Annotated in this window: 29 protein-coding genes; 16 read left to right on the plus strand and 13 right to left on the minus strand. The window is 71.2% G+C overall.

Going from position 1 to position 26724, the window contains the following annotated elements:
* The 4 genes from AB0J42_RS18575 to AB0J42_RS18590 form a co-directional block, all read left to right on the plus strand.
* A partial coding sequence (locus tag AB0J42_RS18575) for a (Fe-S)-binding protein (RefSeq protein WP_364295812.1) occupies positions 1-547 on the plus strand: 547 nt, incomplete at its 5' end.
* A gap of 149 nt (positions 548-696) precedes the next feature.
* Positions 697-1491 carry a hypothetical protein gene (locus AB0J42_RS18580; RefSeq protein WP_364295815.1) on the plus strand — a complete coding sequence of 265 codons (795 nt, stop codon included), beginning with the start codon at positions 697-699 and terminating at the stop codon, positions 1489-1491.
* Positions 1488-2549: a glycosyltransferase gene (locus tag AB0J42_RS18585; RefSeq protein ID WP_364295818.1), complete on the plus strand. Its 1062-nt coding sequence runs from the start codon at positions 1488-1490 to the stop codon at positions 2547-2549. Before AB0J42_RS18580 ends, AB0J42_RS18585 begins: the two co-directional genes overlap by 4 nt.
* 29 nt (positions 2550-2578) lie before the next feature.
* A complete protein-coding gene (locus AB0J42_RS18590; RefSeq protein ID WP_364295820.1) occupies positions 2579-2860 on the plus strand; it encodes a metal-sensitive transcriptional regulator in 282 nt (93 codons plus the stop codon).
* 470 nt (positions 2861-3330) lie between these two features.
* On the opposite strand, the gene AB0J42_RS18595 is transcribed toward AB0J42_RS18590, so the two are convergent.
* Positions 3331-4851, minus strand: coding sequence for a hypothetical protein (locus AB0J42_RS18595; protein ID WP_364295822.1), 1521 nt, complete (start codon positions 4849-4851; stop codon positions 3331-3333).
* A 63-nt stretch (positions 4852-4914) separates the two neighbouring features.
* Here AB0J42_RS18595 and AB0J42_RS18600 point away from each other — a divergent pair, with 63 nt between their 5' ends.
* Positions 4915-5814: a hypothetical protein gene (locus AB0J42_RS18600; protein WP_364295825.1), complete on the plus strand. Its 900-nt coding sequence runs from the start codon at positions 4915-4917 to the stop codon at positions 5812-5814.
* Here the strand turns inward: AB0J42_RS18600 and AB0J42_RS18605 are convergent.
* Positions 5786-6307 carry a gamma carbonic anhydrase family protein gene (locus AB0J42_RS18605; protein ID WP_364295828.1) on the minus strand — a complete coding sequence of 174 codons (522 nt, stop codon included), beginning with the start codon at positions 6305-6307 and terminating at the stop codon, positions 5786-5788. The genes AB0J42_RS18600 and AB0J42_RS18605 overlap by 29 nt on opposite strands.
* A gap of 155 nt (positions 6308-6462) precedes the next feature.
* On the opposite strand from AB0J42_RS18605, the gene AB0J42_RS18610 reads away from it, so the two are divergent.
* Entirely contained in the window at positions 6463-7476 is a 1014-nt protein-coding gene (locus AB0J42_RS18610; RefSeq protein WP_364295831.1) for a hypothetical protein, read from the plus strand.
* A 137-nt stretch (positions 7477-7613) separates the two neighbouring features.
* Here AB0J42_RS18610 and AB0J42_RS18615 read toward each other — a convergent pair whose 3' ends face one another.
* The 3 genes from AB0J42_RS18615 to AB0J42_RS18625 form a co-directional block, all read right to left on the minus strand.
* The gene (locus AB0J42_RS18615) at positions 7614-7853 is read right to left on the minus strand and encodes a hypothetical protein (RefSeq protein ID WP_364295834.1); all 240 of its coding nucleotides are present in this window, start codon (positions 7851-7853) and stop codon (positions 7614-7616) included.
* A 115-nt stretch (positions 7854-7968) separates the two neighbouring features.
* A complete protein-coding gene (locus AB0J42_RS18620; RefSeq protein WP_364295837.1) occupies positions 7969-8721 on the minus strand; it encodes a GntR family transcriptional regulator in 753 nt (250 codons plus the stop codon).
* Positions 8722-8874: 153 nt separating this feature from the next.
* A complete protein-coding gene (locus AB0J42_RS18625) occupies positions 8875-9348 on the minus strand; it encodes a VanZ family protein (protein ID WP_364295840.1) in 474 nt (157 codons plus the stop codon).
* A 201-nt stretch (positions 9349-9549) separates the two neighbouring features.
* Between AB0J42_RS18625 and AB0J42_RS18630 the strand changes: the two genes are divergently transcribed.
* The 5 genes from AB0J42_RS18630 to kynU are packed head-to-tail and all read left to right on the plus strand — an operon-like array spanning position 9550 to position 13541.
* Positions 9550-10347: a fumarylacetoacetate hydrolase family protein gene (locus AB0J42_RS18630; protein ID WP_364295843.1), complete on the plus strand. Its 798-nt coding sequence runs from the start codon at positions 9550-9552 to the stop codon at positions 10345-10347.
* Complete coding sequence (locus tag AB0J42_RS18635; RefSeq protein ID WP_364295846.1) at positions 10344-10778, plus strand: RidA family protein; 435 nt, start codon at positions 10344-10346, stop codon at positions 10776-10778. The genes AB0J42_RS18630 and AB0J42_RS18635 overlap by 4 nt, the downstream gene beginning before the upstream one ends.
* The gene (locus AB0J42_RS18640; protein ID WP_364295849.1) at positions 10775-11290 is read left to right on the plus strand and encodes a 3-hydroxyanthranilate 3,4-dioxygenase; all 516 of its coding nucleotides are present in this window, start codon (positions 10775-10777) and stop codon (positions 11288-11290) included. Before AB0J42_RS18635 ends, AB0J42_RS18640 begins: the two co-directional genes overlap by 4 nt.
* A complete protein-coding gene (locus AB0J42_RS18645) occupies positions 11291-12262 on the plus strand; it encodes an amidohydrolase family protein (RefSeq protein ID WP_364295852.1) in 972 nt (323 codons plus the stop codon).
* 34 nt (positions 12263-12296) lie between these two features.
* The gene (gene kynU / locus AB0J42_RS18650) at positions 12297-13541 is read left to right on the plus strand and encodes a kynureninase (protein ID WP_364295855.1); all 1245 of its coding nucleotides are present in this window, start codon (positions 12297-12299) and stop codon (positions 13539-13541) included.
* Here kynU and AB0J42_RS18655 read toward each other — a convergent pair.
* Together AB0J42_RS18655 and AB0J42_RS18660 are read right to left on the minus strand one after the other, a co-directional pair.
* Entirely contained in the window at positions 13534-13911 is a 378-nt protein-coding gene (locus AB0J42_RS18655; protein ID WP_364295858.1) for an MmcQ/YjbR family DNA-binding protein, read from the minus strand. The genes kynU and AB0J42_RS18655 overlap by 8 nt on opposite strands.
* Positions 13908-14954, minus strand: a complete 1047-nt coding sequence (locus tag AB0J42_RS18660; protein ID WP_364295861.1) for a DUF2293 domain-containing protein — start codon at positions 14952-14954, stop codon at positions 13908-13910. Before AB0J42_RS18660 ends, AB0J42_RS18655 begins: the two co-directional genes overlap by 4 nt.
* A gap of 94 nt (positions 14955-15048) precedes the next feature.
* On the opposite strand from AB0J42_RS18660, the gene AB0J42_RS18665 reads away from it, so the two are divergent.
* Entirely contained in the window at positions 15049-15843 is a 795-nt protein-coding gene (locus AB0J42_RS18665; RefSeq protein WP_364295864.1) for an FKBP-type peptidyl-prolyl cis-trans isomerase, read from the plus strand.
* On the opposite strand, the gene AB0J42_RS18670 is transcribed toward AB0J42_RS18665, so the two are convergent.
* Positions 15840-16763, minus strand: coding sequence for a M23 family metallopeptidase (locus AB0J42_RS18670; protein ID WP_364295867.1), 924 nt, complete (start codon positions 16761-16763; stop codon positions 15840-15842). The two genes, AB0J42_RS18665 and AB0J42_RS18670, sit on opposite strands and share 4 nt — an antisense overlap.
* A gap of 115 nt (positions 16764-16878) precedes the next feature.
* On the opposite strand from AB0J42_RS18670, the gene AB0J42_RS18675 reads away from it, so the two are divergent.
* Complete coding sequence (locus AB0J42_RS18675) at positions 16879-17829, plus strand: tetratricopeptide repeat protein (RefSeq protein WP_364295870.1); 951 nt, start codon at positions 16879-16881, stop codon at positions 17827-17829.
* Positions 17830-18070: 241 nt separating this feature from the next.
* Here AB0J42_RS18675 and AB0J42_RS18680 read toward each other — a convergent pair whose 3' ends face one another.
* Positions 18071-19417 (minus strand): NERD domain-containing protein kinase family protein, encoded by a 1347-nt coding sequence (locus AB0J42_RS18680; RefSeq protein ID WP_364295873.1) that lies wholly within the window; start codon positions 19415-19417, stop codon positions 18071-18073.
* 59 nt (positions 19418-19476) lie between these two features.
* Between AB0J42_RS18680 and AB0J42_RS18685 the strand changes: the two genes are divergently transcribed.
* A complete protein-coding gene (locus tag AB0J42_RS18685) occupies positions 19477-20103 on the plus strand; it encodes a type 1 glutamine amidotransferase family protein (RefSeq protein WP_364295876.1) in 627 nt (208 codons plus the stop codon).
* A 357-nt stretch (positions 20104-20460) separates the two neighbouring features.
* The gene (locus tag AB0J42_RS18690) at positions 20461-20868 is read left to right on the plus strand and encodes a helix-turn-helix domain-containing protein (RefSeq protein ID WP_364295878.1); all 408 of its coding nucleotides are present in this window, start codon (positions 20461-20463) and stop codon (positions 20866-20868) included.
* A gap of 38 nt (positions 20869-20906) precedes the next feature.
* On the opposite strand, the gene AB0J42_RS18695 is transcribed toward AB0J42_RS18690, so the two are convergent.
* Positions 20907-21392 (minus strand): NlpC/P60 family protein, encoded by a 486-nt coding sequence (locus AB0J42_RS18695; protein WP_364295880.1) that lies wholly within the window; start codon positions 21390-21392, stop codon positions 20907-20909.
* Between the two features lie 480 nt (positions 21393-21872).
* On the opposite strand from AB0J42_RS18695, the gene AB0J42_RS18700 reads away from it, so the two are divergent.
* On the plus strand, positions 21873-22238 hold the full coding sequence (locus tag AB0J42_RS18700) for an STAS domain-containing protein (RefSeq protein WP_364295882.1): 366 nt from the start codon (positions 21873-21875) through the stop codon (positions 22236-22238).
* On the opposite strand, the gene AB0J42_RS18705 is transcribed toward AB0J42_RS18700, so the two are convergent.
* Genes AB0J42_RS18705 through AB0J42_RS18715 form a run of 3 tightly spaced genes read right to left on the minus strand, consistent with a single transcriptional unit; the run spans position 22235 to position 26694 of the window.
* Complete coding sequence (locus AB0J42_RS18705) at positions 22235-24349, minus strand: terpene synthase family protein (RefSeq protein WP_364295884.1); 2115 nt, start codon at positions 24347-24349, stop codon at positions 22235-22237. The genes AB0J42_RS18700 and AB0J42_RS18705 overlap by 4 nt on opposite strands.
* Positions 24346-25293 (minus strand): family 2B encapsulin nanocompartment shell protein, encoded by a 948-nt coding sequence (locus AB0J42_RS18710; protein WP_364295886.1) that lies wholly within the window; start codon positions 25291-25293, stop codon positions 24346-24348. The genes AB0J42_RS18705 and AB0J42_RS18710 overlap by 4 nt, the downstream gene beginning before the upstream one ends.
* Positions 25294-26694, minus strand: a complete 1401-nt coding sequence (locus tag AB0J42_RS18715; protein WP_364295888.1) for a family 2B encapsulin nanocompartment shell protein — start codon at positions 26692-26694, stop codon at positions 25294-25296. It abuts the gene before it with no gap.
* Positions 26695-26724 lie beyond the last annotated feature (30 nt).

Genomic DNA, 26724 nt, shown 5'->3' on the forward strand with positions numbered 1-26724 from the left:
GACCCTCAACGAGGCCGGTGTGAAGAAGATCGTGGCGACCTGCCCGCACTGCTTCAACACCCTGGCCAATGAGTATCCGGAGCTGGGCGGCACCTACGAGGTGATCCACCACACGCAGTTGCTGGCCCGGCTGGTGGATGAGGGCAAGCTGACCCCGGTCACCCCGATCGAGGAGAAGATCACCTATCACGACCCGTGTTTCCTGGGCCGGCACAACAAGGTCTACTCCCAGCCGCGCGACATCATGGCCAAGGTGCCGGGCGTGCAGGCGCAGGAGATGCACCGGCACAAGGACCGCGGTTTCTGCTGCGGCGCGGGTGGTGCGCGGATGTGGATGGAAGAGCGGATCGGTAAGCGGATCAACACCGAGCGGGTGGATGAGGCGCTGACCACGGATCCGGACACCGTTTCCACGGCGTGCCCGTTCTGCATGGTGATGCTGGGTGATGCGATCAACGAGAAGAAGAACAGCGGCGAGGCGAAGGAATCGCTGGAAGTCGTGGACGTCGCCCAGCTGTTGATCAAGTCGGTCAAGACCTCTGCCTGACGCGGGAAAGTGAAACTCCTCCACACGCCATGTGGAGGAGTTTCACCGGTCAAGAGGGGTGATCACCGGAAAACCGGCATCCACATAACGGGAAAATCACGGTAACCTCAACGTCGCATGGCTCTATTCGACGGGGAGGGGGGCTCGTGATGAGCGTCGTCGTCACAGACGCGGAAGTCACCCTGGCCGATGTCCTCTCCCTGCGCCTGGCCATGAAGGAGCCGCTGAAGAGCGGCACCGAGCTGGTGCTCCGCCACCGCACCACCGGCGTGGAGCGTGAGGTGACGCTCGGCACGCCCGGTGCCGTCGCCCGCGAGGCCACCGTCGCCGTGTCGCTGGCCCCGCTGCTGCTCACCGCCGGGCGCTGGGACGCCTACCTGCGGCATGAGGGCAAGCGCACCAGGCTGCGCAGCATCGACCCGGGTTTCTCGCTCGACCATCTCGACGCGTACGCGCTCTGCAAGCGCACGCTCGCCTACCGGTCCTACCGCACCCGCAACGGCTACCTCGCGCTCAAGATCGACGACGCCGCGCCCGCGGCGGAGGTGCGCGCGGTCTGGTTCCGGGAGGGCCGTTTCGAGGTGACCGGCCTGCTCGCCTACACCGGCCTGGAGGACGACGACTCCCGCCACGAGGCGATGCTCGCGCTGCACCGCAAGCAGACGGGCGCGCGGGTGTCGGCGACCGCCACCGTGCAGGGCGTGCGCTTCCACGCGGCCGTCTCGCTGGTCGACGTGCTCGCCGCCGACCCCGAGGCGTCGGGCACGTGGGTGCCGACGCTGGAGGTGGACGGCGTCGGCGAGCCGTTGCGGCTGGGCGGCTGGCTCGACGACGTCGACGGCAAGCGGCGCCGCCTCCATTACCCGTCGGCCCGGATCGACGGCGTGCCCATCCGGCCCTCCTACACGGCCGACGATGAGCTGCGCATCGAGGTGGGCGGGTGAAGGTCAGTTTTCTGCTCTCCTCGGCCTACGCCATGCGGGGAGATGTGCGATCGATCCTCAACCTCGCCGGCGCGCTGGCCCGGCGCCACGAGGTCGAGGTGATCAGTCTCAGGAGGCAGAAGGAGAAGCCGTTCTTCCCGGTCGCCCCGGGCGTGACGATGCGCTCGGTGGTCGACGTCCGGCCCGGGGTGCGGCATCTGCTGCCGCGCGGGCAGGTGCGCACGGAGGTGGCCCTCTGGCGGGTGCTGCGCTCGCTCAAGAGCGACGTGCTCATCACCGCCAGGCCGGGGCTGAGCGTCCAGGCCGCCCGGCACGCGCCGCGCGAGGTCCTGCGCATCGCCCGCGAGTGGGGCAGGCCCGCGGTCCCCGGCCCGGTCAAGAAGTTCTATCCGCGCCTGGACGCGGTGGTCGCGGCCACCGAGCCGGCCCGCGAGGAGTGGGGCGGGCTGCTCGACTCCGGGCCGCCGGTGTACGCGGTCCCGGACGCGCTGAGCGGGTCGCCGTGGCCGCGCTCGCGGATGGACAACCGCATCGTGGCGGCGGGCGGCCGGTGGGTGGCCGCCCGGTCGTACGACCGGCTGATCCGCGCCTTCGCCGTCGTCTGCGCCAGCCGTCCCGACTGGACGCTCAGGCTGTACGGGAGCGGCCCCGAGGAGCGCCGGCTGCGGGCGCTGGTCGACGAGCTGGGCCTGCACAACCACGTCTACTTCATGGGCACCACCCCCGACCTGACCGGCGAGTTCGCCAAGGCGTCGATCGTGGCCAACACCTCGCACAGCGCCGACATGGGGATGACCGTGCTGGAGGCGATGGGCTGCGGGGTGCCGGTCGTGGCGTTCGAGGGCGCTCACGGGCCCGCCGAGTTCGTGGCCACGGGCTACAACGGCGTGCTGGTGCCCGAGGCCGACGAGGAGGCGTTCGCCGCGGCCCTGCTGGCGCTCATCGGCGACGAGCGCAGGCGGCGCTCGCTGGCCGCCGGGGCGCTCGACACCGCCATCCACCACGCGGCCGACGAGGTGAGCGAGCAGTGGGAGAAGCTGTTCGCGGAGCTCCGCTGACAGATACCCGTAGCGGGTACCCTGGCGGTATGCATGGGTACAGCGGAGACAAGCAGGCCTATCTGACGCGACTCAGGCGTATCGAGGGGCAGATCAGGGGTCTGCAGCGCATGGTCGACGACGACGCCTACTGCATCGACATCCTCACCCAGGTCTCCGCGGCCACCCGGGCGCTGCAGGCGGTGGCGCTGGGGCTGCTGGAGGAGCACATCGCCCACTGCGTCGCCGACGCCATCGCCACCGGCGGCCCGGAGGCAGACGCCAAGGTCAAGGAGGCCTCGGCCGCGATCGCGCGGCTCGTCCGCTCGTAGGAGAGCCCTCCGGGGGACTAGTCATCGTGAGTCACCCCCTACATGACGAGTCCCGGACCCCTGAGGAGTCCGGGACCAGGCCGTGTGATCGTCTTCAGCGACTCGCCGAAGTCCGCAATCCGAGCGCGTCGTCGAGCTCGTCCAAGGTCAGCCGCCGCTCGCTGACAGCGACGGCGGTGAGCACCTCGGCGTAGAGCGCAATCTCGTCCAACGCGACACGGTCATGGACTCGAGTGTCCAAGTCTTCGTGCCCCACCGCGTCGTCCTTCCTCCCGCAGCCCACACCCTCTACGAGGTTACGGCTCGGGCCCTTCCGGCGACATGGCCCATCGGAGTCATTCCTTTCGCCGCCGAAGAGGCCCCAAGGGGGTCATTTCCCCGAGTAGAGATCACAATTCAGCTAATGCCGTGTGATCTTATGTGTTCAAACGATATAGGCGGAGTTAGGGTGAAATAGCGCCATTAGTGGTTTAGGTGGGACTGCTGGGGTCGTCTCGTTCCAAGATCAAGCGGCGCACCAGCGCCCGCGACCCCGCGAACCCCCGCTCCGGCACCCGCGCCCCGGAGACGCGATGCCAGGCCAGCCCCACCGCGTACGCCGCGCCCAGCACCGCCGCCGTGCTGTCACGGTCGGGCGGCATCAGCCCCGTCCCCGCCTCGTCGCGCACATGGGTGAACCCGTCACGCCGATCGTCGGGCCCGATTCCCGGCAGCCTGAGCCGCTCCGGACCGTCGCCCTCCACAGCCGTTCCCGAAATGTGACCTCTGCTCAACTTATTCGGCATGGGAATGCCTCCCATGCCGGGGAGCGGGCCGGACCCGCTGTGCGTCCCCGTAAAGGAACCCGTATCCGAGTTCCGGTAATGACCGGAAAACCCCGCCCGCACCTCGAACCCGTCCGGCTCGGTCCGCTCGCCCGCCGACGTGCCGGTCAGCCCGGCCCGCAGCAGCTCCTCGTACGCGTGACGGAGCCGGTGGTCGAGCCGGGACGGCAGCGCGCCTGCGGAGTCCGACAGATCTGCCAGATAGGCGGCGGCCGCCCGCGGCGGGTCGGGCGTGAACTCCAGCGCCTCCACGAGGTCGTAGACCGTGTGCGCCAGGTGCGCCTCCGGATCGGTCTCCACCAGCACGGCCCGCGCCAGCCGCGGCGGGCAGCGGCGCAGCCAGGTCTCGCGCAGCGCCTCGTCGCCGCGCGCGGCGGCCGCGTCGTCCAGCCCCGGCCTCCTGAGCGCGGGCTCCACCATCGTCAGCAGGGCGAGCGCGCGCGGCCGGAACCGGGTGTCGGACAGCAGGATGTGCGCGGTGTCGGCGATCAGCGCGGCCAGGCGCAGCGCGGCCCGCTCGTGACCGGCGCGCTGCCGCTCGGCCACGAGCGTGACCAGGTCGGCCAGCGGCGGCGCGGGCAGCCAGCGCACCCACTCGTCGCCCGGCAGCGACCGGCGCAGGAACTCGCCGAACAGGCTGATCAGCCGCTCGTTGCCGTCGAAGGCGGGCGCGTAGGCGCACCACATGACCGTGCCCCAGACCGCGGCGACCGTGCTGGGCACGTCGGCGCCGAAGATGTCGCCGAAGGCGGTGAGCGGGTACTCCACCTCGCTCCTGCGGCAGTGCGCCCGCACCAGGTCGTTGATCCGCTCGCACAGCTCCGGCGGCACGTCCGGGCCGACGAAGGCCTGGGTGGAGCCCGGCTCGGCGGCGAAGTCGGGACCCAGCGGGACGATCTCCGGGGGCAGCGCCGCGGGGGAGTGGCCGGCCTGCCGGGCGCGCAGGCGGCGGGGCGGCGGCGCCGGGTGCCAGCGCCCGCCGGCCGGGTCGTGCAGGTGCCAGCGCGCGTGCGCGCCGAACAGCCACCGGTCGCCGTCGCGGGTCACCAGCGCCCTGACGGCGATCGCGTGCGCCCGGGTGTCGCCGGGCAACTCCTGCCAGCGCGGGTCGACGACCATCGCGCGGATCTCCGCCTCGGCGGCGGTGAACGCATTCCAGGGGCGCACGGCGGTCATCGTAGCCGTCCGCTCTGAAACCGGAGTTTGGCGGTACACGGCAGAATGTCCGCTATGAGGGCGAGACTGGCGGGCATGGTGGCGGTCGTGGGCGTGCTCGGCGCGTGCGGGACGGGAACGGCGGCTCCCCCGCTGGAGGGGCCGGGCGTGCTCACCCTCGACAAGGCCCAGCCCCCGACACCCGGCGGGGAGGTGGGCGGCGCCTCCACGGAGTTCGCCACCGCCAAGGACCGGTCGATGTGGCTCAAGCTCAGCGACACCGAGAAGGACGTCGACCGCCTCGCCAAGCTCGACGTCGACAAGACCGCCAAGGGCGCCATGTACCTGGAGCCCCGGACCTCCGCCTGGTTCGACGGCTTCCGCGGCCCCTTCGTCTACCAGGACCTGGCCGGCGACATCGTCATGCACGCCCGGGTGAAGGTCCAGGGCAAGCGCGGCGCCAGGCCCCGCCGCACGTTCTCGCTCGGCGGGCTGATGGCCCGCGTGCCTGATTCGTACGAGAACCCCAACTGGGTGTCGATCACCACCGGCACGACCGACACGCCTGGCCGGATCGAGTCGAAGTACACCGGCGACGGCAGCTCCAAGCCCAAGGAGGTGGCCGCCAAGGGCGGCTGGAAGGAGTTCGTGCTCGCCCGGGTGGGCAGGATGTGCGCCGCGCTGTACAAGGAGGAGGGCGGCGAATGGAAGGTGGCCGACCGCTGGGCGACCGAGTTTCCGGAGGTGCTGCAGTGGGGCGTGACCGCGTACACCGACTGGGACAGCTACGGCCCGCTCAAGAAGAACCACGAGAAGGCCAACGCCAGGCAGGTGAGAGGGACGCCCGACCTGAGGATGACCGTCGATTACGTCAGGTTCCTCAGGCCGGAGCTCCCCGATTACGCCGATCCGCTGAATCCCGCGTCGGTGCCGGACGACGTGCTGATCAAAGTGCTGACGCCCGCCGATGCCTGACCGCGTTGGCCATGTAGGTCTCCGGCGTGCGGGCGAAGGACGCCCGGTCCTCGTCGGTCAGCTCGCGTACGATCTTGCCCGGCACCCCGGCCACCAGCACGCCCGCCGGGATCTTCTTGCCGGGGCCGATCAGCGCGCCGGCGGCGACGAGCGTGCCGGCTCCCACCCGGGCGCCGCCCAGCACGATCGCGCCGATGCCGATCAGCGCGCCCGACTCCACGTAGGCGCCGTGGACCATGGCCTTGTGGCCCAGGCTCACGCGCGGCTCCAGGATGGCCGGCTCGCCGGGGTCGGCGTGCAGGCAGCACAGGTCCTGGATATTGCACTCTTCACCGATCTCGATCCGTTCACTGTCGGCCCTGACCACCGAGCCGTACCAGATGCTCGACGCGCGGCCGATGGAGACCTTGCCCACCACGACGGCGCCGGGGGCGACGTAGGCGTCCGGGTGGATCTCCGGGACCGCCCCGTCGTCCAATGCAGCGATGTACATCTGGCCCATCGTAATTGCCGCTTTTCCCCGCCCGGCTCCGGCATTCCGGTTGCGGGTGTGGGCAGATGGCAGGAAAGTCGATTACTGACGTCTGGTCGTCAGACCCTCACAATCCGCAGTTTCCCCCGCCTCACGCTAACGTATAGGTAATCCCCATGACACACGGGCACGACAGCATTCCCGACCTGATGCAGGATGACACCTTCGAGGTCGCCCTGCGCGGCTACAACCGCCGCCAGGTGCACGACTACATGGCCAGGACGCGCAACCAGATCAGGGATCTGGAGGAGCGGCTGGCGCGCGCGATCGACCAGGCCGAGCAGAGCCGCATCGAGCTGGTGGAGGCCCGGCGGCAGATCGCCGAGGTGCCCAGCAACTTCAACCCCAGCACCCGGCTGGAGCAGATCCTGAAGCTGGGCCAGGAAGAGGCCGCCGCCCTGCGCGAGGAGGCCGAGGCCGAGAGCAAGGCCCTGCGCGAGTCGGCCCAGGCCGAGGCCGAACACCTGGTCACGACGGCCCGCGAGACCGCCGACAAGATGCTCACCTCCGCCCAGGCGGAGGCGGAGCGGCGGGTCGGCGAGGCCACCGAGGCGGCCGAGCGCATGGTGACGCAGGCCGACGCCGACGCCGAGGAGACCCGCAGCGCGGCCCACGCCGAGGCCGAGAAGGCGGTGCGGGAGGCGCACGCCGAGGCGGAGCGGATGCTCACGACGGCCCGCGAGGAGGCCGAGCGGCTGGTCTCGTCCGCGATGGCCGAGGCGGAGCAGACCCTGGCGGCCGCCCGCGCCGAGGCGGAGCAGACGGTGACGGCCGCCCGCGCCGAGGCCGAGGCGTCGCTGGCGGCGGCGCAGCAGCGGGTGGCCTCGCTCGACGAGCACGCCGGCCGCCGGGTGGAGTACCTGACCAACACCCACAACGAGGTGGTGCGCAGGCTGAACGAGGTCAACTCGGTGCTGAGCGACCTGATGCGCAAGGAGGCGGGCGCGGGCCCGCTGGTGCCGGAGGCGATCGCGCCGCCCGCCGCCCAACCTCAGCTGGCCAGCGGTCCGAGCCAGGACGATGTACGGGTCATCGTCGAGGAGCAGGAGCCGGAGCAGGAGCAGCCGCGGGAGGAGACCCCGTCGGAGGTCACGGACGTCAACCTGGGCCGGCTGGAGCTGCGGCAGTAACAGGTGGAAGCCTCCGCCCCCGATCGGGTCGGAGGCTTCCACGCGTGCCCCCTCTTGGTGGCCCGGTGCCGGGGCCGCCGAGACGCTGAACACGGCACCGGGCGGATCGTGGTGGCGGCGGGTGAGGCGCCCGCCGCTCACGGAGGGGCCGGGCCGGCGCGCCGCTGCGGCTCGCCCGCCCGCCTCTCCTGGTCCCGGAGCTGCTCGCGCAGGTCGTCCGGGTCGTCCGCGTCGATGGTCATCGCACATCCGGCGTCGCGCTGCGTCTCGCTGAGCGGGTGGTGGCGCGTGGCCCACCAGCGGCCGGCGTCGCTTCGCCAGATGGTCCACTGTGGGTACTCCCGGGCGATCTCAGCGAGATGCCGATCAAAGGCCATCCAGACCAACCTTCCGAGAGCACCCCTCGTGCGAGGGTCCATCCGCTATCGAGAGTGCGCCACCTCTCTAGAGAACGCAATGATCGTGGAGGTCAGGTCAACGTAGCCGCCGGGGTCAGGCGTCGAAGTCGTATTGGAGAACGTAGGCCGCCGCGTCCAGGACCATCTCGTTGACCTCGACGGGGAGCCCGCCGGCGGCGAAGGCGGTGCGGTCGACGACGATGACGGGGGTGCCGGCCGGCAGGCCGAGCAGGGCGCTCTCGCGGGGGCCCGGCATGCGGGCGCGGACCTCCTCGGTGAAGTGGGCGGGGGGCAGGCCGAGGTCGCCCAGCCGGGCGTAGACGCCGCCGGGGCCGGTCTCGTCCTGGGTGATGGGGCTGTCCTCGACGAGGTGGGCGGGGAAGTAGGAGCAGGCCAGCTGCACGGGCCGGGCGTCGACGAGGTAGCGGCGCCTGCGGACCCAGACGTCGGGGACGCCTAGCACGCGGGCCACCTCGTCGGGGGCCTGTTCGCGGGCCACCTCGACCTGGTCGACGATGAAGGGGCGGCCGCGGGTGTCGGCATCCCAGATCGAGCGTCCCTGGCCCCACTGTTCGCGGGCCAGCCTGCGGGAGCCGTGCCTGCGGATCGGTTTGAACAGTCGCACGTAGACCCCCGAGCCTCGCTTCGGCACCGCCAGGCCTTCGTTGATCAGGACCGCGAGCGCCTGCCTGGCGGTGGCCCGCGCGATCGTGTACTCGGCCATGAGGGCGTTCTCTCCTGGCAGCCGGTCCCCGTCGCGCAGGTCGCCGGAGAGGATCCGGTCGCGGAGAGCGTCGGCGATCTGGCGGTAGATGGGAGGTTCGTGGGGTACCGGGGACTCAGACACAGTTCAATCACCCTCTGTCACCGCATGGCTTTGGCGTCTCCAGAGAACTTGCCCCGTCTTGTCCACGATCGCACAGATACAGAGGTTGGTCGCGTGTCTCTTTTTGAGCGGTGTATGCCTGTGTGGTGATATCGGGCGGTTTTCTCGGAGCCGTTACCCGGGTTGGGGCGCATCCGTAACGTCCGGCGCCCACCAGCGGCGAGTAATCATCGCCGCCCCCACCGCACCGGCCGTGTTGATCAGGACGTCGTCCACGGACGAGAACCTGCCGAGTTCGAGCACGTACTGAAGAGTCTCCACGAGCAGCGAGGCCGCCGCCGCGACGGCGGCCACCCGCGGCGGCGAGGCCAGCGGCGCGGTGCGCACCGGGAGCAGCGCGCCGAGCGCGGCGAACACCAGCAGGTTGCCTCCGACCTGCACGAACACCGTCTCCGGCGGAGCCTGGACCACCTCGGCGAGGTCGGCGAGCGGGATCAGGCTGACGCCCTCCTGGCCGGTTCCCGGAGTGAGGATCATCCAGATCCAGGGCGCGGTGCCGGTCGCGATCCCGACGTCGGCCAGGGCGGTGCGCAGCGGGGCGGGGTGTCCCCGGCGGGTACGGCGGCGGGACAGGAGCAGCACGGCCACGGCCGCCAGCGGAAGGGCGAAAGCGCCGGCAATGATGACCGATCCCCACAAATCCCACGTACGCGTCACTGGATCATGATGTCCGCGGGCGACGGCTACGGGAAGATGACCCTCAGGACAGGTCGCGGACGCCGTGGCGCGTGGCGGCATGCCGGGAGACGATGCGAAGAGGAACGATCACGATCAAGCGGGAGTGACCCGATGCAGGATGAATGGTCGCAGGCAGTCGACACGCGGAGCCACGCCGCCGACCGATTGGCGGAGGCGGCGCGGTCGGGCAAGCCGTGCGAGCCGGTGCGTGACCTGATCGGCACCGCGGGCGAGGCGTACGCGGTGCAGGAGATCGGCACGCGGCGGGCGCTGAGTGAGGGGCGCCGGCTGGTGGGCCGGAAGGTCGGGATGACGAACCCGGCGGCGCGGGAGAAGTTCGGCATCGACCAACCCGACTACGGCATGCTTTTTGCGGATATGTCGTATCTCGATGGGCTGCCCATCCCCATCGACCGCTTCCTGCAGCCCAAGGTCGAGGCCGAGATCGCCTTCGTCATGGGCGCCGACCTGACCGGCGGCCCGTTCACCGTGGCCGAGGTGATCAGGGCGGTCGACTTCGTCCTGCCGGCCATCGAGATCGCCGACTCGCGCATCGCCGACTGGGACATCACCCTGCCCGACACCATCGCCGACAACGCCTCCGCGGGCGCCTTCGTGCTCGGCAACACGCCCGTCCCACTGACGGGCCCCGACCTGCGGCTGGCGGGCATGCGGATGACCCGCGCGGGCGCCGAGGTCTCCGCCGGGGGCGGCGCGGCCTGCATGGGCCACCCCCTCAACGCCGTCGTGTGGGTGGCCGGCGTGCTGGGCCGCACCGACTTCCCGCTCCGCGCCGGCGACGTGGTGCTGAGCGGCGCGCTCGGGCCGGTGGTCCCGGCCGAGCCGGGCGACGCGTTCGAGGCCGCCATCGACGGGCTCGGCTCGGTCCGGGCGGTGTTCTCCCGGTGACGGCCGACCAGAACCGCGCGGTGCGGGTCAAGGGCAAGGCGACGCCGCGCGGCCGGTTCCCGCACGCCCGCCGCGCCGGTGACTTCCTGTACGTCTCGGGCACCAGCTCCAGAAGGCCGGACAACACCTTCGTGGGCGCCCAGGCCGACGAGATGGGCGTCACCGACCTCGACATCCGCGCCCAGACCAGAGCCGTCATCGAGAACATCGGCGACATCCTCAAGGCCGCCGGCGGCTCGCTGGCCGACCTCGTCCAGATCACCACGTACCTGGTGAACATGAACGACTACAAGGGCTACAACGAGGTCTACGCCGAGTTCTTCGACGAGGAGGGGCCGACCAGGACCACGGTGGCCGTCCACCAGCTCCCGCACCCGCATCTGCTCATCGAGATGCAGGCCGTCGCCTATCACCCACTGGAGAGATCATGATCCCCCCGATCGACTTCACGAAATGGATCGACGAGCACTCCCACCTGCTCAAGCCCCCGGTCGGCAACAAGGTCGTCTTCGAGCAGGCCGAGGACTTCATCGTCATGGTGGTCGGCGGGCCGAACTCGCGCACCGACTACCACGTCGACCCGTATGAGGAGCTCTTCTACCAGGTACGGGGCAACATGCACGTCAATGTGATCACCGAGCGGGGCCCCGAGACCGTGCACATCAGGGAGGGGCAGATGTGGCTGCTGCCCCCGTCCATGCCGCACTCCCCGCAGCGCCCCGAGGAGGGGTCGGTCGGGTTGGTGGTGGAGCGGATCCGGCCGGAGGGCACGCTGGAGAAGTTCCAGTGGTACTGCGAGCAGTGCGGATCGCTGGTCCACGAGGTCGAGCTGCAGGTACGCGACATCGTCAAGGACCTGCCGCCGGTGTTCGACGCGTTCTACGCCGACGAGCGGGCGCGCACCTGCGCGAGCTGCGGCGCCCTCCACCCGGGCAAGGGCTGAATGATCATCGACGTACACACCCACTTCGTGCCCAAGGGCTGGCCCGACCTGGGCTGGCCGGGCGCGCCCAGCCTGCGGGTCGAGTCGGAGCGGGAGGCGGTCATCCTCGTCGGCGGCGCCGACTTCCGCCGGATCCGCCACGAGGCCTGGGATCCGCGGGTGCGGCTGGAGGCGATGGACGCCGACGGGGTGGACCGGCAGGTGGTCTCGCCGACGCCGGTGTTCTTCGGGTACGACCGGCCGCCCGCCGAGGGCGTCCGGATCGCCAGGGTCTTCAACGACCTGGCGCTGGAGATCTGCGACGGCGACCGGCTGATCCCGTTCTGCCAGGTGCCGCTGCAGGACCCCGACCTGGCCTGCGAGGAGCTGGACCGGTGCCTGGCGAACGGGCACCGGGGGGTCGAGATCGGCAACCACGTCGGCGACCGCGACCTGGATGACGACGGGATCGTGCGGTTCCTGGCGCACTGCGCCGAGCGGGGTGTCCCGGTGTTCGTGCACCCGTGGGACATGCCGGCGGGGCCGCGGCTGGACCGGTGGATGGCGCAGTGGCTGGTGGGCATGCCGGCCGAGACCCATCTGTCGATGCTGGCGATGATCCTCGGCGGGGTGTTCGACCGGGTGCCCGAGAGCCTGCGGATCTGCTTCGCCCACGGCGGGGGGTCGTTCGCGTTCTGGCTGGGCCGGTTCGAGAACGCCTGGCACCGCAGGAAGGACCTGGTCGGGGTGTCGAAGCTGCCGCCGTCCGGATATATCGGCAGATTCAGCGTGGACTCGGTGGTCTTCGACGAGCGCGCGCTCCGGCTGCTCGTCGACACCTTCGGCGAGGACCACGTCATGCTCGGCTCTGATTACCCGTACCCGCTGGGCGAGTCGCCGGCGGGCGAGCTGATCAGGACGGCCGGGTTCCTCACCGACGAGGCGCGGGCGAAGCTGCTGAGCCGGAACGCGGAGGTGTTCCTGGGCTGCTGAAGGGGCTCGCTTTGGAAGGCGCGGCGGTAGCAAAATGGTACAAATCGGGGCTATCGCCGCCCTTCCCCTCCTTAAGGAGTGCCAGTTGCTGGATCGCGACCGCTGCCTCGCCCTGGACGCCGAAGACCCGCTGCGGGAGTTCAGGGACGAGTTCGTGCTCCCGGAAGGCGCCGTCTACCTCGTCGGCAACTCGCTCGGCGCGCTGCCCCGCCACACCCCGGAACGCGTCCGCCAGGTGGTGGAGGACGAATGGGGCGGCCGGCTCGTCGGCGGCTGGAACAGCGCCGGCTGGTGGGAGAAGCCGCTGACCCTCGGCGACCGGATCGCCCCGCTCATCGGCGCCGGGCCGGGCCAGGTCGTGGTCGGCAACACCACCTCGATCGCCATCCACCAGGCGGTCGCGGCGGCCGTGCGGCTCCGCCCCGGCAGGAAGGTCATCGTCTCCGACGCGGACAACTTCCCGACCGACCAGTACATGATCCAGGGGCTGGCGGAGTCGCTCGGGTACGAGGTGCGCGACGTGTCCGAGGGCCGCTTCGACGACGTGGCCGCCGTGCTGCTGTCGGAGGTCGACTACCGCACCGCCGAGCGCTACGACGTGGCCGAGATGACCGCCCGCGTGCAGGACGCGGGGGCGCTGATGATCTGGGACCTCTGCCACAGCGTCGGCGCCATGGCCGTGGACGTGTCGGCCGCCGACTTCGCGGTCGGGTGCACGTACAAGTACCTCAACGGCGGGCCGGGCTCGCCCGCGTTCCTGTACGTGAACCCGGACCACCAGGCCGACGCCGTGAACGTGCTGTCGGGCTGGTACGGGCACGCCGAGCCGTTCGCGTTCGAGTCCGGCTACCGCCCGGCGCAGGGCATCCGGCGGTTCGCGGTGAGCACGCCGCACGTGCTGTCGTTCGCCGCGCTGGAGGCGGCGCTGGACGTCTGGGAGCGGGTGCCGCTCCACCTGCTGCGCGCCAAGAGCGTCGCGCTCGGCGAGCTCTTCATCGACCTGGTCGGCGACGCCCTGGAACTCGTCTCGCCCGCCGACCCCGAGCGGCGCGGCAGCCACGTCGCCTTCCGCCACCCCGACGGGTACCCGGTGATGCGCGCGCTCATCGACCGGGGCGTGCACGGCGACTTCCGCGCGCCCGACATCCTGCGCTTCGGACTCGCCCCGCTCTACGTCCGCTACGTCGACGTGTACGACGCGGCCCGCACGCTGCTGGAGGTGCTCGAAAAGGAGCTGTGGCGGGACGAGAAGTACGCCCAGCGCCTCGCCGTCACCTGACCCTTTCGTCGAGCTCCTTGACCGCCCGCTTCGGGGCGATCGTCCGGTAGCTCTCCTCGACCCAGTCGAGCAGCACCTCGGTGGGCGGCAGCGGCGACTCCAGCGGCACCGTCACCCACCCGGCCTTGCCGAGGCCGTAGCCGCTGGGCGCCGCCCCCTCCACGGTGAGCGCGTGCCCGTGCGCCTCCGACCGCAGCTTCACCCCGAACGCGGGCCGCCACCTGTCCGTCGGCTCCTCGGCCCCGAGGAACAGGAAGATCTTCTTGCCGACCTTGACGACGGTGTCGCCCCAGGGATGGTCCTCCCACGCCTCGGGCAGGCCGAGCGCGAAGGCGCGCAACTCCTCCCGGACGTCGCGCCAGCCGGTCATCGCGGCCCCTTCCTGAACTCGGTCAGCTTGCGGTCGATGTCGGCCCGGATGCGCTCGCGCGCCTCCATCCGGGGCACGCCCGCCATCAGCATCGCGTCGTACTCGGTGTCCTGGTGGCGGATGGAGGCGACCACCGCGAGCGTGATCGCCTCCTCGTCCAGCGCCTTGGCGGCGGCGGTACGGCCGACCCGGCCGCTGCCGCGCAGCCCGGCGTGCTCGGCGACGGCGCGGGCCCGCTCCGGCGGGCAGCCGGGGAACAGCCGGGCGATCTCGGTCGCCATCCGCTCCTGGTAGACCACGTCCTGCTCGGCCCGGCGCGCACGGTCGCGTTCCCGGCGGCGCGAGCGGGCCTCCTCGTCGGCCAGGCACCGCTCCTCCGCCCTGGCCAGCGCCTCCTCCTCGATCAGCAGGCCGCTGCGCCGGTAGACCTTGCGCCGCCGGTCGTAGCGGACGACTACCGCCGCCAGCCCGCTCTCCTGCTTGGCCCGGCGGCTCAGCGCCGCGTTCCCCGACGGCAGGAACACCAGGTGGTCCAGGTCCGCGCAGGTCAGGCAGTGCGGCCGGTCGTCCTCCATGATCAGATACGGCCCGGTGTCGGCGCACCCGGCGCACGTCCACGCCTCCTGCGGCTCGACCACGACCAGGTCCGGCGGCTTGGCCTGGCGTTCGGCGAGCCGCCGCACCCGCGCCTCGCTCATCTCAGGCGACAGCCAGTGCACGGTGAACGGCTCCTGCTCCGGATGCGCGGTGAAACGCAGCGGCCTGCGGTCGCGGCTGCCCGACACGTACGGCGCGGGCACCGGGCGCAGCCCCTTGGCCTCGGCCCAGTCGCGCAGCAGGGCGGCCGTGGTCAGCAGGCGGTCGCCGTCGACCGCGGCCAGTTCGGCGAGGGTGGCCGCGCGGCCCTGCCGCCAGACGTCGACGTGCCGGGTGCGCAGCCAGCGCAGCCCCGTCACCACGTCGAGGAACGTCACGTACTGGTGGTCGGCCAGCGCGATCTCGGCGGCCTGGGCGACCCTGCGGGCCAGGTTCGGCTTGCTCACGTCCCTCAGTGTGCCGCGCCTTTGTCGGCCGGTGGGCATCCCTTGTGCCGATCGCGGCGAGTTATCGGGGCAGGCCCTGTCCTTCGGAGGAATCTTGCGCCAGCTCTGGCCCGCCCTGCTCATGCTCGCCACGTCCTGCGGCACCACCGCCGCGGCACCGCTGCCCGAGGTGAAAGGCCCGTTCGGCGTCAGACCGGAGGTGACCATCCCGGGCGGCAAACCGGGGCACACCGCGCGGGTGGCGGTGCTGGAGCCGGGCGGCGGCCGGGCGACGGCCGCGGGAGACGTGGTGCTGGCCGACGTCGAGATCCGCCGCTGGCGGGACAACTCCACCCAGCTCAGCACGTACGGCACCCACCGGCCGGTCGCGGTCGTCCTCGACGGCCGGCCGCTCTCGCACGCCTGGCGGCGGGCCGTCGTCGGCCGGGCGGCGGGCAGCCGGGTGCTGCTGGTGGGGCCGGCCGGGCAGGTGCTCGGCCCGGACCTGGGCGCGGGCGCGCTGCCGCCGGGCGAGCCGCTGGTGGCCGTGGTCGACATCCTCGGCGGCTACCCGCGCGACGCCCGCCTCGTCGGCCGGCCGCTGCCCGCGCCGCCCTCCGGTCTCACGCCGGAGGCCCCGGCCCGCACGCTCATCGGGGGTTCGGGAGCGGAGCTGCGGGCCGGGGCCAAGGTGGTGGTGCAGTACGTGGCCGTCGACTGGCCGTCGGGAGCTCTGGCGGACTCCTCGTTCCGCACCGGGGGTCCCGCCGCCTTCACGCTGACCCCGGAAGGCGCGCCGCCCGGCTGGGTGGAGGGGCTGCGCGGGCAGCGGGTGGGCGGCCGGGTCGCGTTCGGCGCGCCTTCCGGGGTGGTCTACGTGGTCGACATCGTGGACTGCGTGACCTGCTAGCCGCAGTGCTGGAAGGGGCTGTCGTGGCTGGAGGATCCGGCCTTGCCGCCCCACTTGACGCACTTGCCCGCGGCCTTGGCGATGACCGGGCCGGCGTAGTAGGAGAAGTCGCCCGAGTCCGTCTTCCTGGCGCTGCCCTGGACCTCCAGGTAGGCGCTCGTAGCGGTGGGCGTGCCGATCGAGCTCCGCTTGATCGTGGTCACGCAGTTGTAGCCGTTGGACTTGTTGTAGAGCAGGTAGACGGTGCCCGCCGAGCCCAGCCCCGCCGAGTTGATCACCGTGTACCCGGAGCCGCAGACCGACTCCGCCGTGTGCGGGTTGGTGCTGCCGCCGCAGCCGTTGCGCGAGGTCAGCGTCTGGTTCGGGTAGCCGAACGTGACACCGTTGAAGACGGCCTTACGGACGTTCGCCGGGTAGTTGCTGCCCTGGCGGACCTCGAAGTGCAGATGGGCGCTGATGTTGTTGCCCGGCCTGCTGGTCTTGCCCACCGTGCCGATCTTCTGGCCCTGCGAGACCGACTGACCGGCGCTGACTGAGCGGGCGTTCAGATGGGCGTAGTAGGTGGACCAGCCGCCACCGTGGTCGATCTTCACCAGGTTGCCGAAACCGTTTGTCGAACCCTGGTGCGAGGAGATCACCACCGTGCCGGCGGCAGCGGCCACCACCGTGTCACCCAGATCGGCGTCCGGGCTGCCGCCCCGGTTGAAGTCGATTTCGTAGGAGGTGTGGGCGCTGCTGTTGTTCGAGTTGCCCGTCCACGACTGACCGCAGGGGAAAGGCAGCTGGAAATTGGTCGCCAGCAGCTGCGCCTGGTGCGTCGTCTCCGGCTGCGGATCGGCCGGGTCGGCTGCCGCCGCGGAAGCCGTTCCGAGGCACGTCACGAGAGCGACTCCGGCCACGATTGCTCCGCTGATCTTCATCAGGGTGATCCTTTCGGGGGAGATCTCTGCCACCCAGGGTCGGGATAACCCGTACAAGAAACGTCCAGAACCGGTACAACAAGCTGTCAGGCCTCATAGAGGAGCTGATGCGGTCATGACGGTCACCTTCCATGTGCTCGGACCGCTGGAAGTCCGGTCGGCGGGTCGCCCGATCCGGATCTCCGGCAGAAAGCCACGCCTGCTGCTCGCCACACTGCTGCTGCACGCCAACCAGCCGGTCGCCGCCGACCAGCTGGTGGAGGTGCTCTGGCCGGAGCGCGCCCCCCGCTCCGCCCTGGCCAACCTCCGCACCTACGCCAGCTCGCTCCGCGCCGCCCTGGCCGCCGCCCGCGCCGCCGGCGACACGTACGGGGAAGCCGCGATGCTGCGCGGCCTCGCCCAGGTCGCCCTCTACCGCGACCGGTACGAAGAGGCGGCCGACGGCTTCACCCGCTCCCGCCGGCTCTTCCGCGAACTGGGCGACCCGCGGGCCGAGGCCACCTCCGTCTGCGGCCTGGGCGCCGTCAGCCAGTTCGGCGGCCGGCACGCCCGCGCCCTCGGCCACTTCAAACAGGCGCTGGCCATGTTCCTGTCGGCGGGCGACCCGCACGGCGAGGCGTTCACCCGGCAGGCCATCGGACGGGCCTGCATCAAAGCCGGCGACCTGGCGCAGGCGTCCGAGTCGCTCGGCCAGGCCATGCGGCTCGCCCAGGAACTCGGCGACGCGCACCGCGAAGGCTGCGTCAGCCTGCAGATGGGCACCCTGCACGGGGCCATGTCGTTCCACCGGCACGCCCTGGAGATCTTCGAATCACTCGGCGACCGCCACTGCGGCGCGTACGCCCTGCAGAGCCTCGCCGGGCTGCAGGTCGACCGCGGTGAACTGGCCCCCGCCTCGGCCGGGCTGGAACGGTCACTGCTGGTCTTCCGCGAACTCGGCGACCGCAGCGGCGAGGCCTCCGCGACCCAGCTCCTCGGCGAACTCCACCGCTCCGCGGGGCGCACCGGCCTCGCCCTCGACTACCTCAACCACGCCAGCGCCCTCCGCCGCGAACTTCCCGCCTGACCCTGTGGAGGAAGGGTGTGGGAGAACATGCCGGCACTTTCCGCCGCGAGCCCTGCGGTGGTGACTCACTAGGAAGCAGGCGTAGGAGGACACACCAGCACTCTCCGCCGCCTGACCTGGGCGGCCCTCCCTCCTGCTGACCCCCGTCGCGTTTGTCCGCGGGTTTGATCGCCTGGTGGTCAGTCGTCGGGGAGGCAGCGCCAGCCTTCCCCTCGTATTGCCCCTGCTGCGTAGTTCGTGGTCATTCGTTGGGGAGGAGGCGGCGGAGGAAGCGTTTGAAGGGGGAGACGCGCTCGGGGATGCCTTCCAAGGCGGCCAGGGACTCGGCGGCCGTGGGGCGTTTGGCGGGGAGGGGGTCGATCATCCGGCGCACCACGTCGGGGACCTCCTGCCCGTAGGCGTCGGCGCTGGTCGGCAGCGTGCCGGTGAGCAACTGGTAGGCGATCACGCCGGCCGCGTACACGTCGGCGGCGGCGGTCATCCGGTCCGGCCGGTCCTGGCATTCGGGCGCGACGTAGTGGGCGTCGAGGACGTTGTGGAGCTCGTGCACCACCGTGTAGTCGCGCGGCCCCGGCTTGGCGTAGTCGAAGCCGGTCAGCACCGCGTGGCCGTCGTCGGTGACCAGCACGCTGGCCGGGGTGAGCGCGCGGTGGATCACCCCGTGGGCGTGCGCGTGGGCCAGCCCGCGCAGCAGGTCCTGGATCACGCCCAGCCGTTCGCCGCTGCCCAGCCGCAGGTGGAGCGCCTGCCCGTGGACGTCGTCGAGCACCAGCACGAACCGGCTCTCGTCGTCGATGGCGAAGAAGTCGCGCGAACGCACCACGCACGGGTGGGGAGGGATCCTGGCCAGCGTCTGGTAGGCGTTCGCGATGCGCTGCCGCTCGGCCACCCTCTCGGCCTGCCCGGCGAGCGGGTCGGCCTGGTAGACGCGGAGCAGCACGGTCTCGCTGCCCGGCAGGGTGGCGTTGTAGGCGCGGTATTCGGTGACCCGCGCGTCGCCGCCGAGCTGCTCCTCGACCTCCCAGTTGCCGAACCTGGGCGGCGCGGTGCTGCGCCGCACGGTCTGGTTGAGCGCGTCGAGCACGGCGGTGAGGTAGGGGCGTACGTCGGGGCTGCAGCCGCGCCGCACCCGCGAGACGTCGCTCAGCGTGGGGATCAGACCGGGCAGGTCGGTGACGTGGGGCGCGTCGCGTCCCGCCGGGTCGACCAGCTTGGCGTCGGGGGAGGTGAGCACCACCAGGCTGTCGACGTACACCCGCTCCAACTGGGTGGCCTTGGAGACGATCAGGCCCTTGAGCGCCTTGGCGGTGCCGCGCAGTTTGGTGACCGGCGAGCCGAACGCCTCCCGGCGTGGCGGGAACCACCGCGAACCCGACACCTCGATGCGGCCTCTGGTGCCCTTGACGTCCACGACCACCAGCGCGTGACCGGTCAGCACGAGCAGGTCGACCTCGAAGACGTCGTCGCCGCGCGGCACCTCGACGTTGTGCAGCAGCAGCCAGTCGGCGGGCGCGTGGTCTCTCAGATAGGCGATCACCCGCCGTTCGGCGTCGTTGACCGGCTTGCCGCCCCCGACGATCTCTGCCATGTGCTTATCCTCGCACGAATCGGATTGACAGCATGCTGTCGAAATGACAGTATGCTGTCATGAGTGAAGCGAAGAAGACCGTACATGTCGCGACTTACGACACGATGGCCGACTGGGAGGTCGGGCACGCCACCGCCCACCTGCGCACCGGCCACTTCCACCGCGACCCCGGCGGCTACGAGATCGTCATGGTGGGCCTCACCCGCGACCCGGTCACCAGCATGGGCGGCCTGCGCATCACCCCCGACGCTGCCCTCGACGAGATCTCGCCCGAGCAGAGCGCGCTGCTCATCCTGCCCGGCGCCGACCTGTGGGACGCGGGCGACGACCTCGCGCCGTTCGCCCGTACCGCGCGTGCGTGGCTCGACGCGGGCGTCCCGGTCGCCGCGATCTGCGGCGCCACGGCGGGGCTCGCCCGGGAGGGGCTGCTCGACGGGCGCGCCCACACCAGCGGCGCCGTCCAATACCTCCAGGCCCAGCAGGGCTACTCCGGCTCCTCCCGCTACGTCGAGACGGACGCGGTCACGGACGGCGACCTCATCACGGCGGGACCCACCGAGCCGGTCGCGTTCGCCAGAGAGATCTTCCGCCGGCTCGCCGTCAACCGTCCCGAGGTCATCGACGCCTGGTACCGGCTGTTCGGCCGTAGCGACGCTTCGGCGTACGAGGTCCTGATGTCGGCATGAGTGCCCGGAGAAAGATCTGTAACTGGCGGGCAGTCGGCCGGTGAAGAGGCCGGTCGGCCGAGCTTGCGTTGATCCGCAGGTGGGAGGCCGCAGCGGGCGAGTTGTCGCCCGGCGAGCCGAGTTCCGGTGGGGTGACGGGCGAAAGGTTCGCGACGGGCGACCGGTCGGCCGGTGGTCCGGCGGGTGGGTCCGTAGCGGGTGGGCCGCGCTCCCGGAGGGTCGGCGGGGGTCCGTGACGAGTGGGTCCTCGGCTGGTGTGTCGACTTCTGACGGTTGAGGAGTGGGAGGTTTGCAGTGAGTGGTGGGTCGGCTTCGGGTGGTGCGGAGGATGTGGGGGAGTTGCTGTCGGAGACGGCGGTGACGGTTTTTCGGGTGCATGGGCGGTTTCTGGAGGTCTCTGAGGGGTTGGCGCGGCCGGCGGGGTTGACGGCGGCGTGGTGGCAGGTGCTGGGGGCGGTGTTGCGGGAGCCGCTGCCGGTGGCGGGGATCGCGCGGGCGATGGGCATGACCCGCCAGGGGGTGCAGCGGGTCGCCGATCTGCTGGTGGAGAAGGAGCTGGCCGAGTATCGGCCTAATCCGGCGCATAAGCGGGCCAAGTTGCTCGCTCCGACCGATGAGGGGCGGGCCGCCGTCGCCAGGATTCGCCCGGGGCATCGGGAGCTGGCCGAGAGGCTGGCGGGCGAGCTGGGTGTCGACGGCTGGCGCGACTGCCTGGAGTCCCTGCGGCGGTTGAGCGCCGCCATGGAGCGGGTCACCGAAGCCTGAGGTCGGCGGTCTCGCGTCCGCGTGAACGGCCCCTGAGGTCAGCGGTCCGGGTCCGCGGTGGGGCGGACGGCGCCCAGGTAGGTGTGGCGGCGGTCTATGGGCTCCACGCGGACGCGGCCGCCGGTGTAGGGGGCGTTGACCATCCGCTTGCGGTTGATCGCGATGCCGACGTGCTCGGGGCCGGGGCGCTTGGGGTTGTTGTCGTAGAAGACCAGGTCGCCGGCCCGGACCTCGTGCCTGGGGATGCGGACGCCGTCGCGCCACTGGGCCTGGGAGGTGCGGCTGATGGTGACGCCGGCGACGGCCCAGGCGTACTGGGTCAGGCCGGAGCAGTCGAAGCCCCAGGTGCGGGCGCCGCGGCCGATGCCGTAGCCGGGGCCGCCGCTGCCGCCTCCGCCCCACGAGTAGGGGATGCCGATCGTCTCGAGGGCGGCCTCGGCCGCGATCCGGCCGGGTCTCATGCGATTCATCTGCTCGAAGCATTCCTCCAGGCGCAGGTCGAAACAGTCGTGCGCCTTCGCCATGGCCGCATTCGGGACGGCGGAAAAAGCACATGTCATGGCCGTGAGAATGAGTACGCGTCGTGCTCTCATCAGGAATTCACCGCTTCTGCCTTCTCGCGCCGATCCTCGCCGCCGGCGCCGCATCGTCCTCCCCTCATGGATGCTCCGCGGAGTATGTGGAGAAAACGCCCTTTAGCCAGGCGGGACGCACGTATGGCAGCAAGCTGAAAATAAGCCCCAGCGACTCACTGACAAAGCGGACCAATCCGGAAATATCCGCCCGCGAGATTGCGCGCTATTTTGTCATCCCGAAATGCATTGGGCCTTTCCCGAAAAACGCCCGATCGACTAGCCTTCTGCCCGGTTCATGGAAGGGTGTCATTTCGGTCATTTTCCCGCGAAGATTACATACGCAGGCATAGTTCGTGTATTGTGGGCAGCGACCGGCGTCCCCCGCCATAACGGGCCCGGTGACTACCCCCGTGGGCAGAGTGGGGGTGTGTGCGAGTGGTGACCGAGGAACTGGGCCGGCTGCTCTATCAGGACGCCCAGCTGCGGATCGTGGCGCGGAGCGCCCTGGACATCCTGTTGGTGGGCGAGATCGACGTCACCAACAGTCCGGCGGTCGCCCGTACGCTGCGAAGCTCGTGGCACGGCCGCGAGCCGCTGACCGTCGACACCGGCGGGCTGACCTTCGTCGACCTGTCCGGCCTGCGCGTGCTGGTCATGCCCGAGCTGCCGCCCGAGCAGCGGTGGATCCGGCTGACCAACGTGACTCCGTGCCAGAGGCGGCTGCTGGAGCTCCTGGGCTGGCACCCCGAAACCCCACGCAGCCGCTCACCGGAAACCCCGCCGAGAAGCGCCTAGAAGATCGCCAGGGCGGCCGTGCCGAGCCCGGTCGGCCCGGACGGCAGCCCCCGGAAGGCCTGGTTGTGCCGCCGCAGCGACTGCTCGTCGTAGCGGCGGCAGCCGCGATGCCAGACCAGGATCCCGGACAGCCAGTTCTCCAGGTCGCGCACGTACCCGTCGAGCGCCTCGGTCGCCCGCTCGTCCAGCCCGAGGTCGGCGCGGAGCACCGGCAGCTCGTGCGCCACCACGTGCTGGAACTGCCGCATCCGCGACTCCATCAGGTCGACCACGATCCGCAGGCCCTCCGGGTAGCCGCAGCCGAAGAAGTTCTGCACGACCAGCACCGCGTTGTGGATCTCCCCCTCGAACTCGATCTCCTTCTGGTACGAGAAGACGTCGTTGAGCAGGCAGGCGTAGTCCTGCGCGGCGTTCTCCAGCGACCGGAGGGGCCCGCTCTCGTACACCTCCGGAGGGATCGCGTCGGCGCGGGCCAGCCGGCACAGACTCATCGTCAGGTCGGAGCCGAACGTCAGCCGCCGCATCTCGATGTAGTCGACCGGCTCGGGGATGCGGTGCACCGCCTGGTTGGCCAGCTCCCACACCCAGCTCTCGGTCATGTCCTCGACGGCCTTGCGGAACGTCCGCCGGGCCTGCGGGCTCATCGGCCCGGCCGAGCGCGCCCACAGGTCGGCCAGCGAGCGTTCCAGCGGGCTCGCCGGCGTCGCGACGGGCGGCCCGTCGATCGGCATGAACGCGGGCAGCCGTGTCACCGCCGCCCGCGCGGCGACCAGGTTGCGCCCGAACACCTTGGGGAAGTAGTCGTCGCCGTACGTCCCCCAGGCCAGCCAGCCCGACGACACGTCCAGCTCCTCGGGCGTGGCGTCCGGGTGGATGCCGGCCGCGCAGAGCGGGAGGTCGTAGTCGACGATCTTCTCCTCGTCCCAGACCGCGAGGTCGAGGATGCCCATCCGCCGCGCCCACGCCACGAGGTTGCGCCGGGCGCCCTCCAGGTGCGGCGAGAGCCGCGCCGTGAACGGCATGTACAGGTCGGGCACCCGCGCCGGCCCCACCCGCTGGTACGGGACGTGCGTGTGGGAGCGGAACCGGTGCAACCCCAGCGACGCCATCCCGAGCGCGGGCCCCGGCTTGGCCTTGGTGTAGCGGCTGGACCGGGCGTGCCACTCGTGCCCGCCGGACTGCCAGTCCTGCAGCCCCTTCACGTACGCCAGCACCCCGGCGGCGCTGACCGGGTCGATCCGGTGCTCGGCCAGCAGCGGCCCCAGCTCGGTGGCGAAGGTGTGCTCGAACTGCTGCAGCCGCGCGGTCAGCAGGTCGTTGACCGCGTCGGCCGCCTGCTGCGTGGTGCACTCCAGGAACGTCTCCAGGACAAGCACCCCGTTGCTCAGCTCGCCCTCGTCGCCGGTCTCCCGCGCGTACGAGAAGAGGTCGTTGCGCAGGTGGACCCCGTCGGCGAAGGTGTCGCGGAGCACCCGCATCGGCCGCGACGCGGCGATCACGTCGGGCACCTCGGCCCCCACGGCGTGCTCGACCAGCCCGGCCGACCACGGCGCCCCGCCGACCTTGCGCCGCATCTCGATGTACTCGACCGGGTTCGCCACCCGGCCCTCGTTGATGTTGGACAGCTCCCACAGCGACTCGTTCAGCAGCGCCCTGGTGGCCTCCGCGAACCGGGAACGCCACCCGGCGGAGGTGCCCGGCACCGTGCGCGCCCACAGGTCGGCCAGCCCGGCCTCCACCGGGTTGGTCGGCTCGGGCACGGCGGCCCCCGGCTCCAGGGGCATGAAGGCGGGCAGCCGGTCGAGGTACGCCTTGCCGCCCTCGCGGTCGCCCGACCGCTTGAACACCTCCAGGAAGTGGTCGTCGAAGAAGAACACCCACACGTACCAGTCGGTGACCAGGCAGAGCTCGGCGGCGTCGCAGTCGGGATGGGTGTACGAGCAGAGCAGCGCGTAGTCGTGGGCCTCGAGATCGTCCGAGGTCCAGATGTCCGAGCCCTCCAGCATCCCCATGTCGCGCGCCCACCGCCGGGTGTGGGCCCTGGCCTCCTCCAGGTGCGGGTTGAGCCGCGCCGGGTGCGGCAGGTAGAAGTCCGGCATCTCGAAGCTCACCGGTACACCTCCACGTCGTCGAGCACGCCGAGCGCGTCGGGGACGAGCACGGCGGCCGAGTAGTAGGCGCTGACGAGGTAGGTGGTGATGCCCCGCTCGTCGAGCCCCATGACCCGGACGCTCAGCCCCGGCAGGTGCTCGTCGGGCACCTCGGCGGGGCGCAGCCCCACCACCCCCTGGTCCTCCTCGCCGACGCGCAGGGCCAGGATCGCGCTGGTGCCCGACCGGGACACCGGGATCTTGTCGCAGGGCAGGATGGGCACGCCGCGCCAGGCGGTCATCCGGCTCCCGTCCACCTCGACGCTGTCGGGGTAGACCCCGGCGGCGCTGCACTGGCGGCCGAACGCCGCGATGGCGAGCGGATGCGCCAGCAGGTAGCGGGTCTTGCGCCGGCGCGTCAGCAGGTTGTCGAGGTCGGCCGGGGCGGGCGGCCCCGACCGGGGGGTGAGCCGCTGCGCCGGGTGGGCGTTGCGCAGCAGCCCGAAGCCGGGGTTGCCGATCAGCTCGCGCTCCTGCGCCTCGCGGATCGCCTCGACGGTGAGCCGGATCTGCTCGCGGGTCTGGTCCATCGGCTCGCTGAACAGGTCGGCGACCCTGGTGTGGATCCGGAGCACGGCCTGGGACACGCTCAGTTCGTACTCGCGAGGGTCGGGATCGTAGTCGGGAAAGGTGCCGGGCAGCTCCGGCTCACCCCGGTGGCCGGAGGCCAGCTCGATCGCGACCTCGCCGCGCCGGTTGACCGGGCGCGGGTCGGGCCGCTCCGGGGTGGGGGTGAGCCGGCGGTTCACCCGGTAGCTCCCCGCGGGGAGCTCCACCCACGGCAGCGCGCGCAGCAGCCACCGGGGGGAGCTCTCCAGCGTCTGGGGAGCTGTCTTGGTCGTCGTGGCCAGCGTGCGCGCCGCGGGCGTGCCGAGGCTCAGCGGCCCTTCCAGCTCTGGCGGCACTTAGTCCTCGCGGCCGATCTCGACGTCCTCCAGTACGGCCAGCGCGTCGGGGACGAGCACCGCGGCCGAGTAGTAGGCGCTGACCAGGTAGGAGATGACGGCCTTCTCGTTGATGTTCATGAACCGGACCGACAGGCTCGGCTGGTACTCGTCGGGGATGCCGGTCTGGTGGAGCCCGACCACGCCCTGGTTCTCCTGGCCGGTGCGCATGAGCAGGATCGAGCTCATCCGCTGCCCGCTGACCGGGATCTTGTTGCACGGGAAGATCGGCACGCCCCGCCAGGCCGGCACCCGGTGGCCGTTGACCTCCGTGGACTGAGGGTAGAGGCCGCGCTTGCTGCACTCCCTGCCGAACGCGGCGATCGCCTGCGGGTGGGCCAGGAAGAACGCCGGCTCCTTCCACACCTTGACGAGCAGGTCGTCCAGGTCGTCGGGGGTGGGCGGGCCGGTGCGGGTGCGGATGCGCTGGGAGAAGTCGGCGTTGTGGAGCAGCCCGAAGTCGGGGCTGTTGATCAGGTCGTGTTCCTGCCGCTCGCGCAGCGCCTCGATGGTCAGCCTGAGCTGCTGCTCCAGCTGGTTCATCGGCTGGTTGTAGAGGTCGGAGACCCGGCTGTGGACGCGCAGCACGGTCTGCGCCACGGCCAGCTCGTACTCGCGGGGGCTCAGCTCGTAGTCGACGAACGTGCCCGGCAGCGTCGGCTCGCCGCTGTGGCCGGACGACATCTCGATCGCGGCCTCGCCGTGGTCGTTGGCCGCCCGGCCGCCGCTGTCCTGCCACGCCTCCAGGTGTTCGCGCAGGCTCGGCGAGCGGTCGAGCAGCGCCTGGAAGTCCTCGCGGGAGAGCGTCAGCAGGGTGGCGGAGGTCCTGGCGCGGGCGGTGTACTCCCAGGCGCCGCCGCCCGCCAGCATCGACGCGCCCAGGTGGTCGCCGTCGGCCAGCACGCCCAGGTTCTGCTCGTCGCCGTAGGCGCCCTGGGCCGCCCTGCCGATCCGGCCGTGGGCGATCAGCACGAGCTGGTCGACGGGCTCGCCCTCGCGGACGATCTCGTCGCCCGGCTCCACCTCCCGCTGCGCGAACCGGTACGCGAGCGCCTCCAGGACCTCGATGTCGCCGAAGCCGCGCAGCATCGGCAGCTCGCACAGCTCGGCCGGGACCACCCTCACCTCGGCCCCGGTCGTGCTGAAGGTGATGCGGCCGTCTCCGAGCGTGTACGTGAGCCGCCGGTTGACCCGGAAGACGCCGCCGGAGGTCTGGACCCAGGGCAGGAGCTTGAGCAGCCACCGTGAGGTGATCTCCTGCATCTGGGGGGCGGTCTTGGTGGTCGTCGCGAGGTTGCGCGCTGCGTCGGTGCTGAGGCTGAGCTGCTGGCCGGGGACGGCGGAGTCGGTCGTCTCTGTCATTCGGGCACCACCCATCATGAGTTTCTGTAC

This window comes from Nonomuraea sp. NPDC049649 (assembly GCF_040675175.1).
GTDB lineage: Bacteria > Actinomycetota > Actinomycetes > Streptosporangiales > Streptosporangiaceae > Nonomuraea.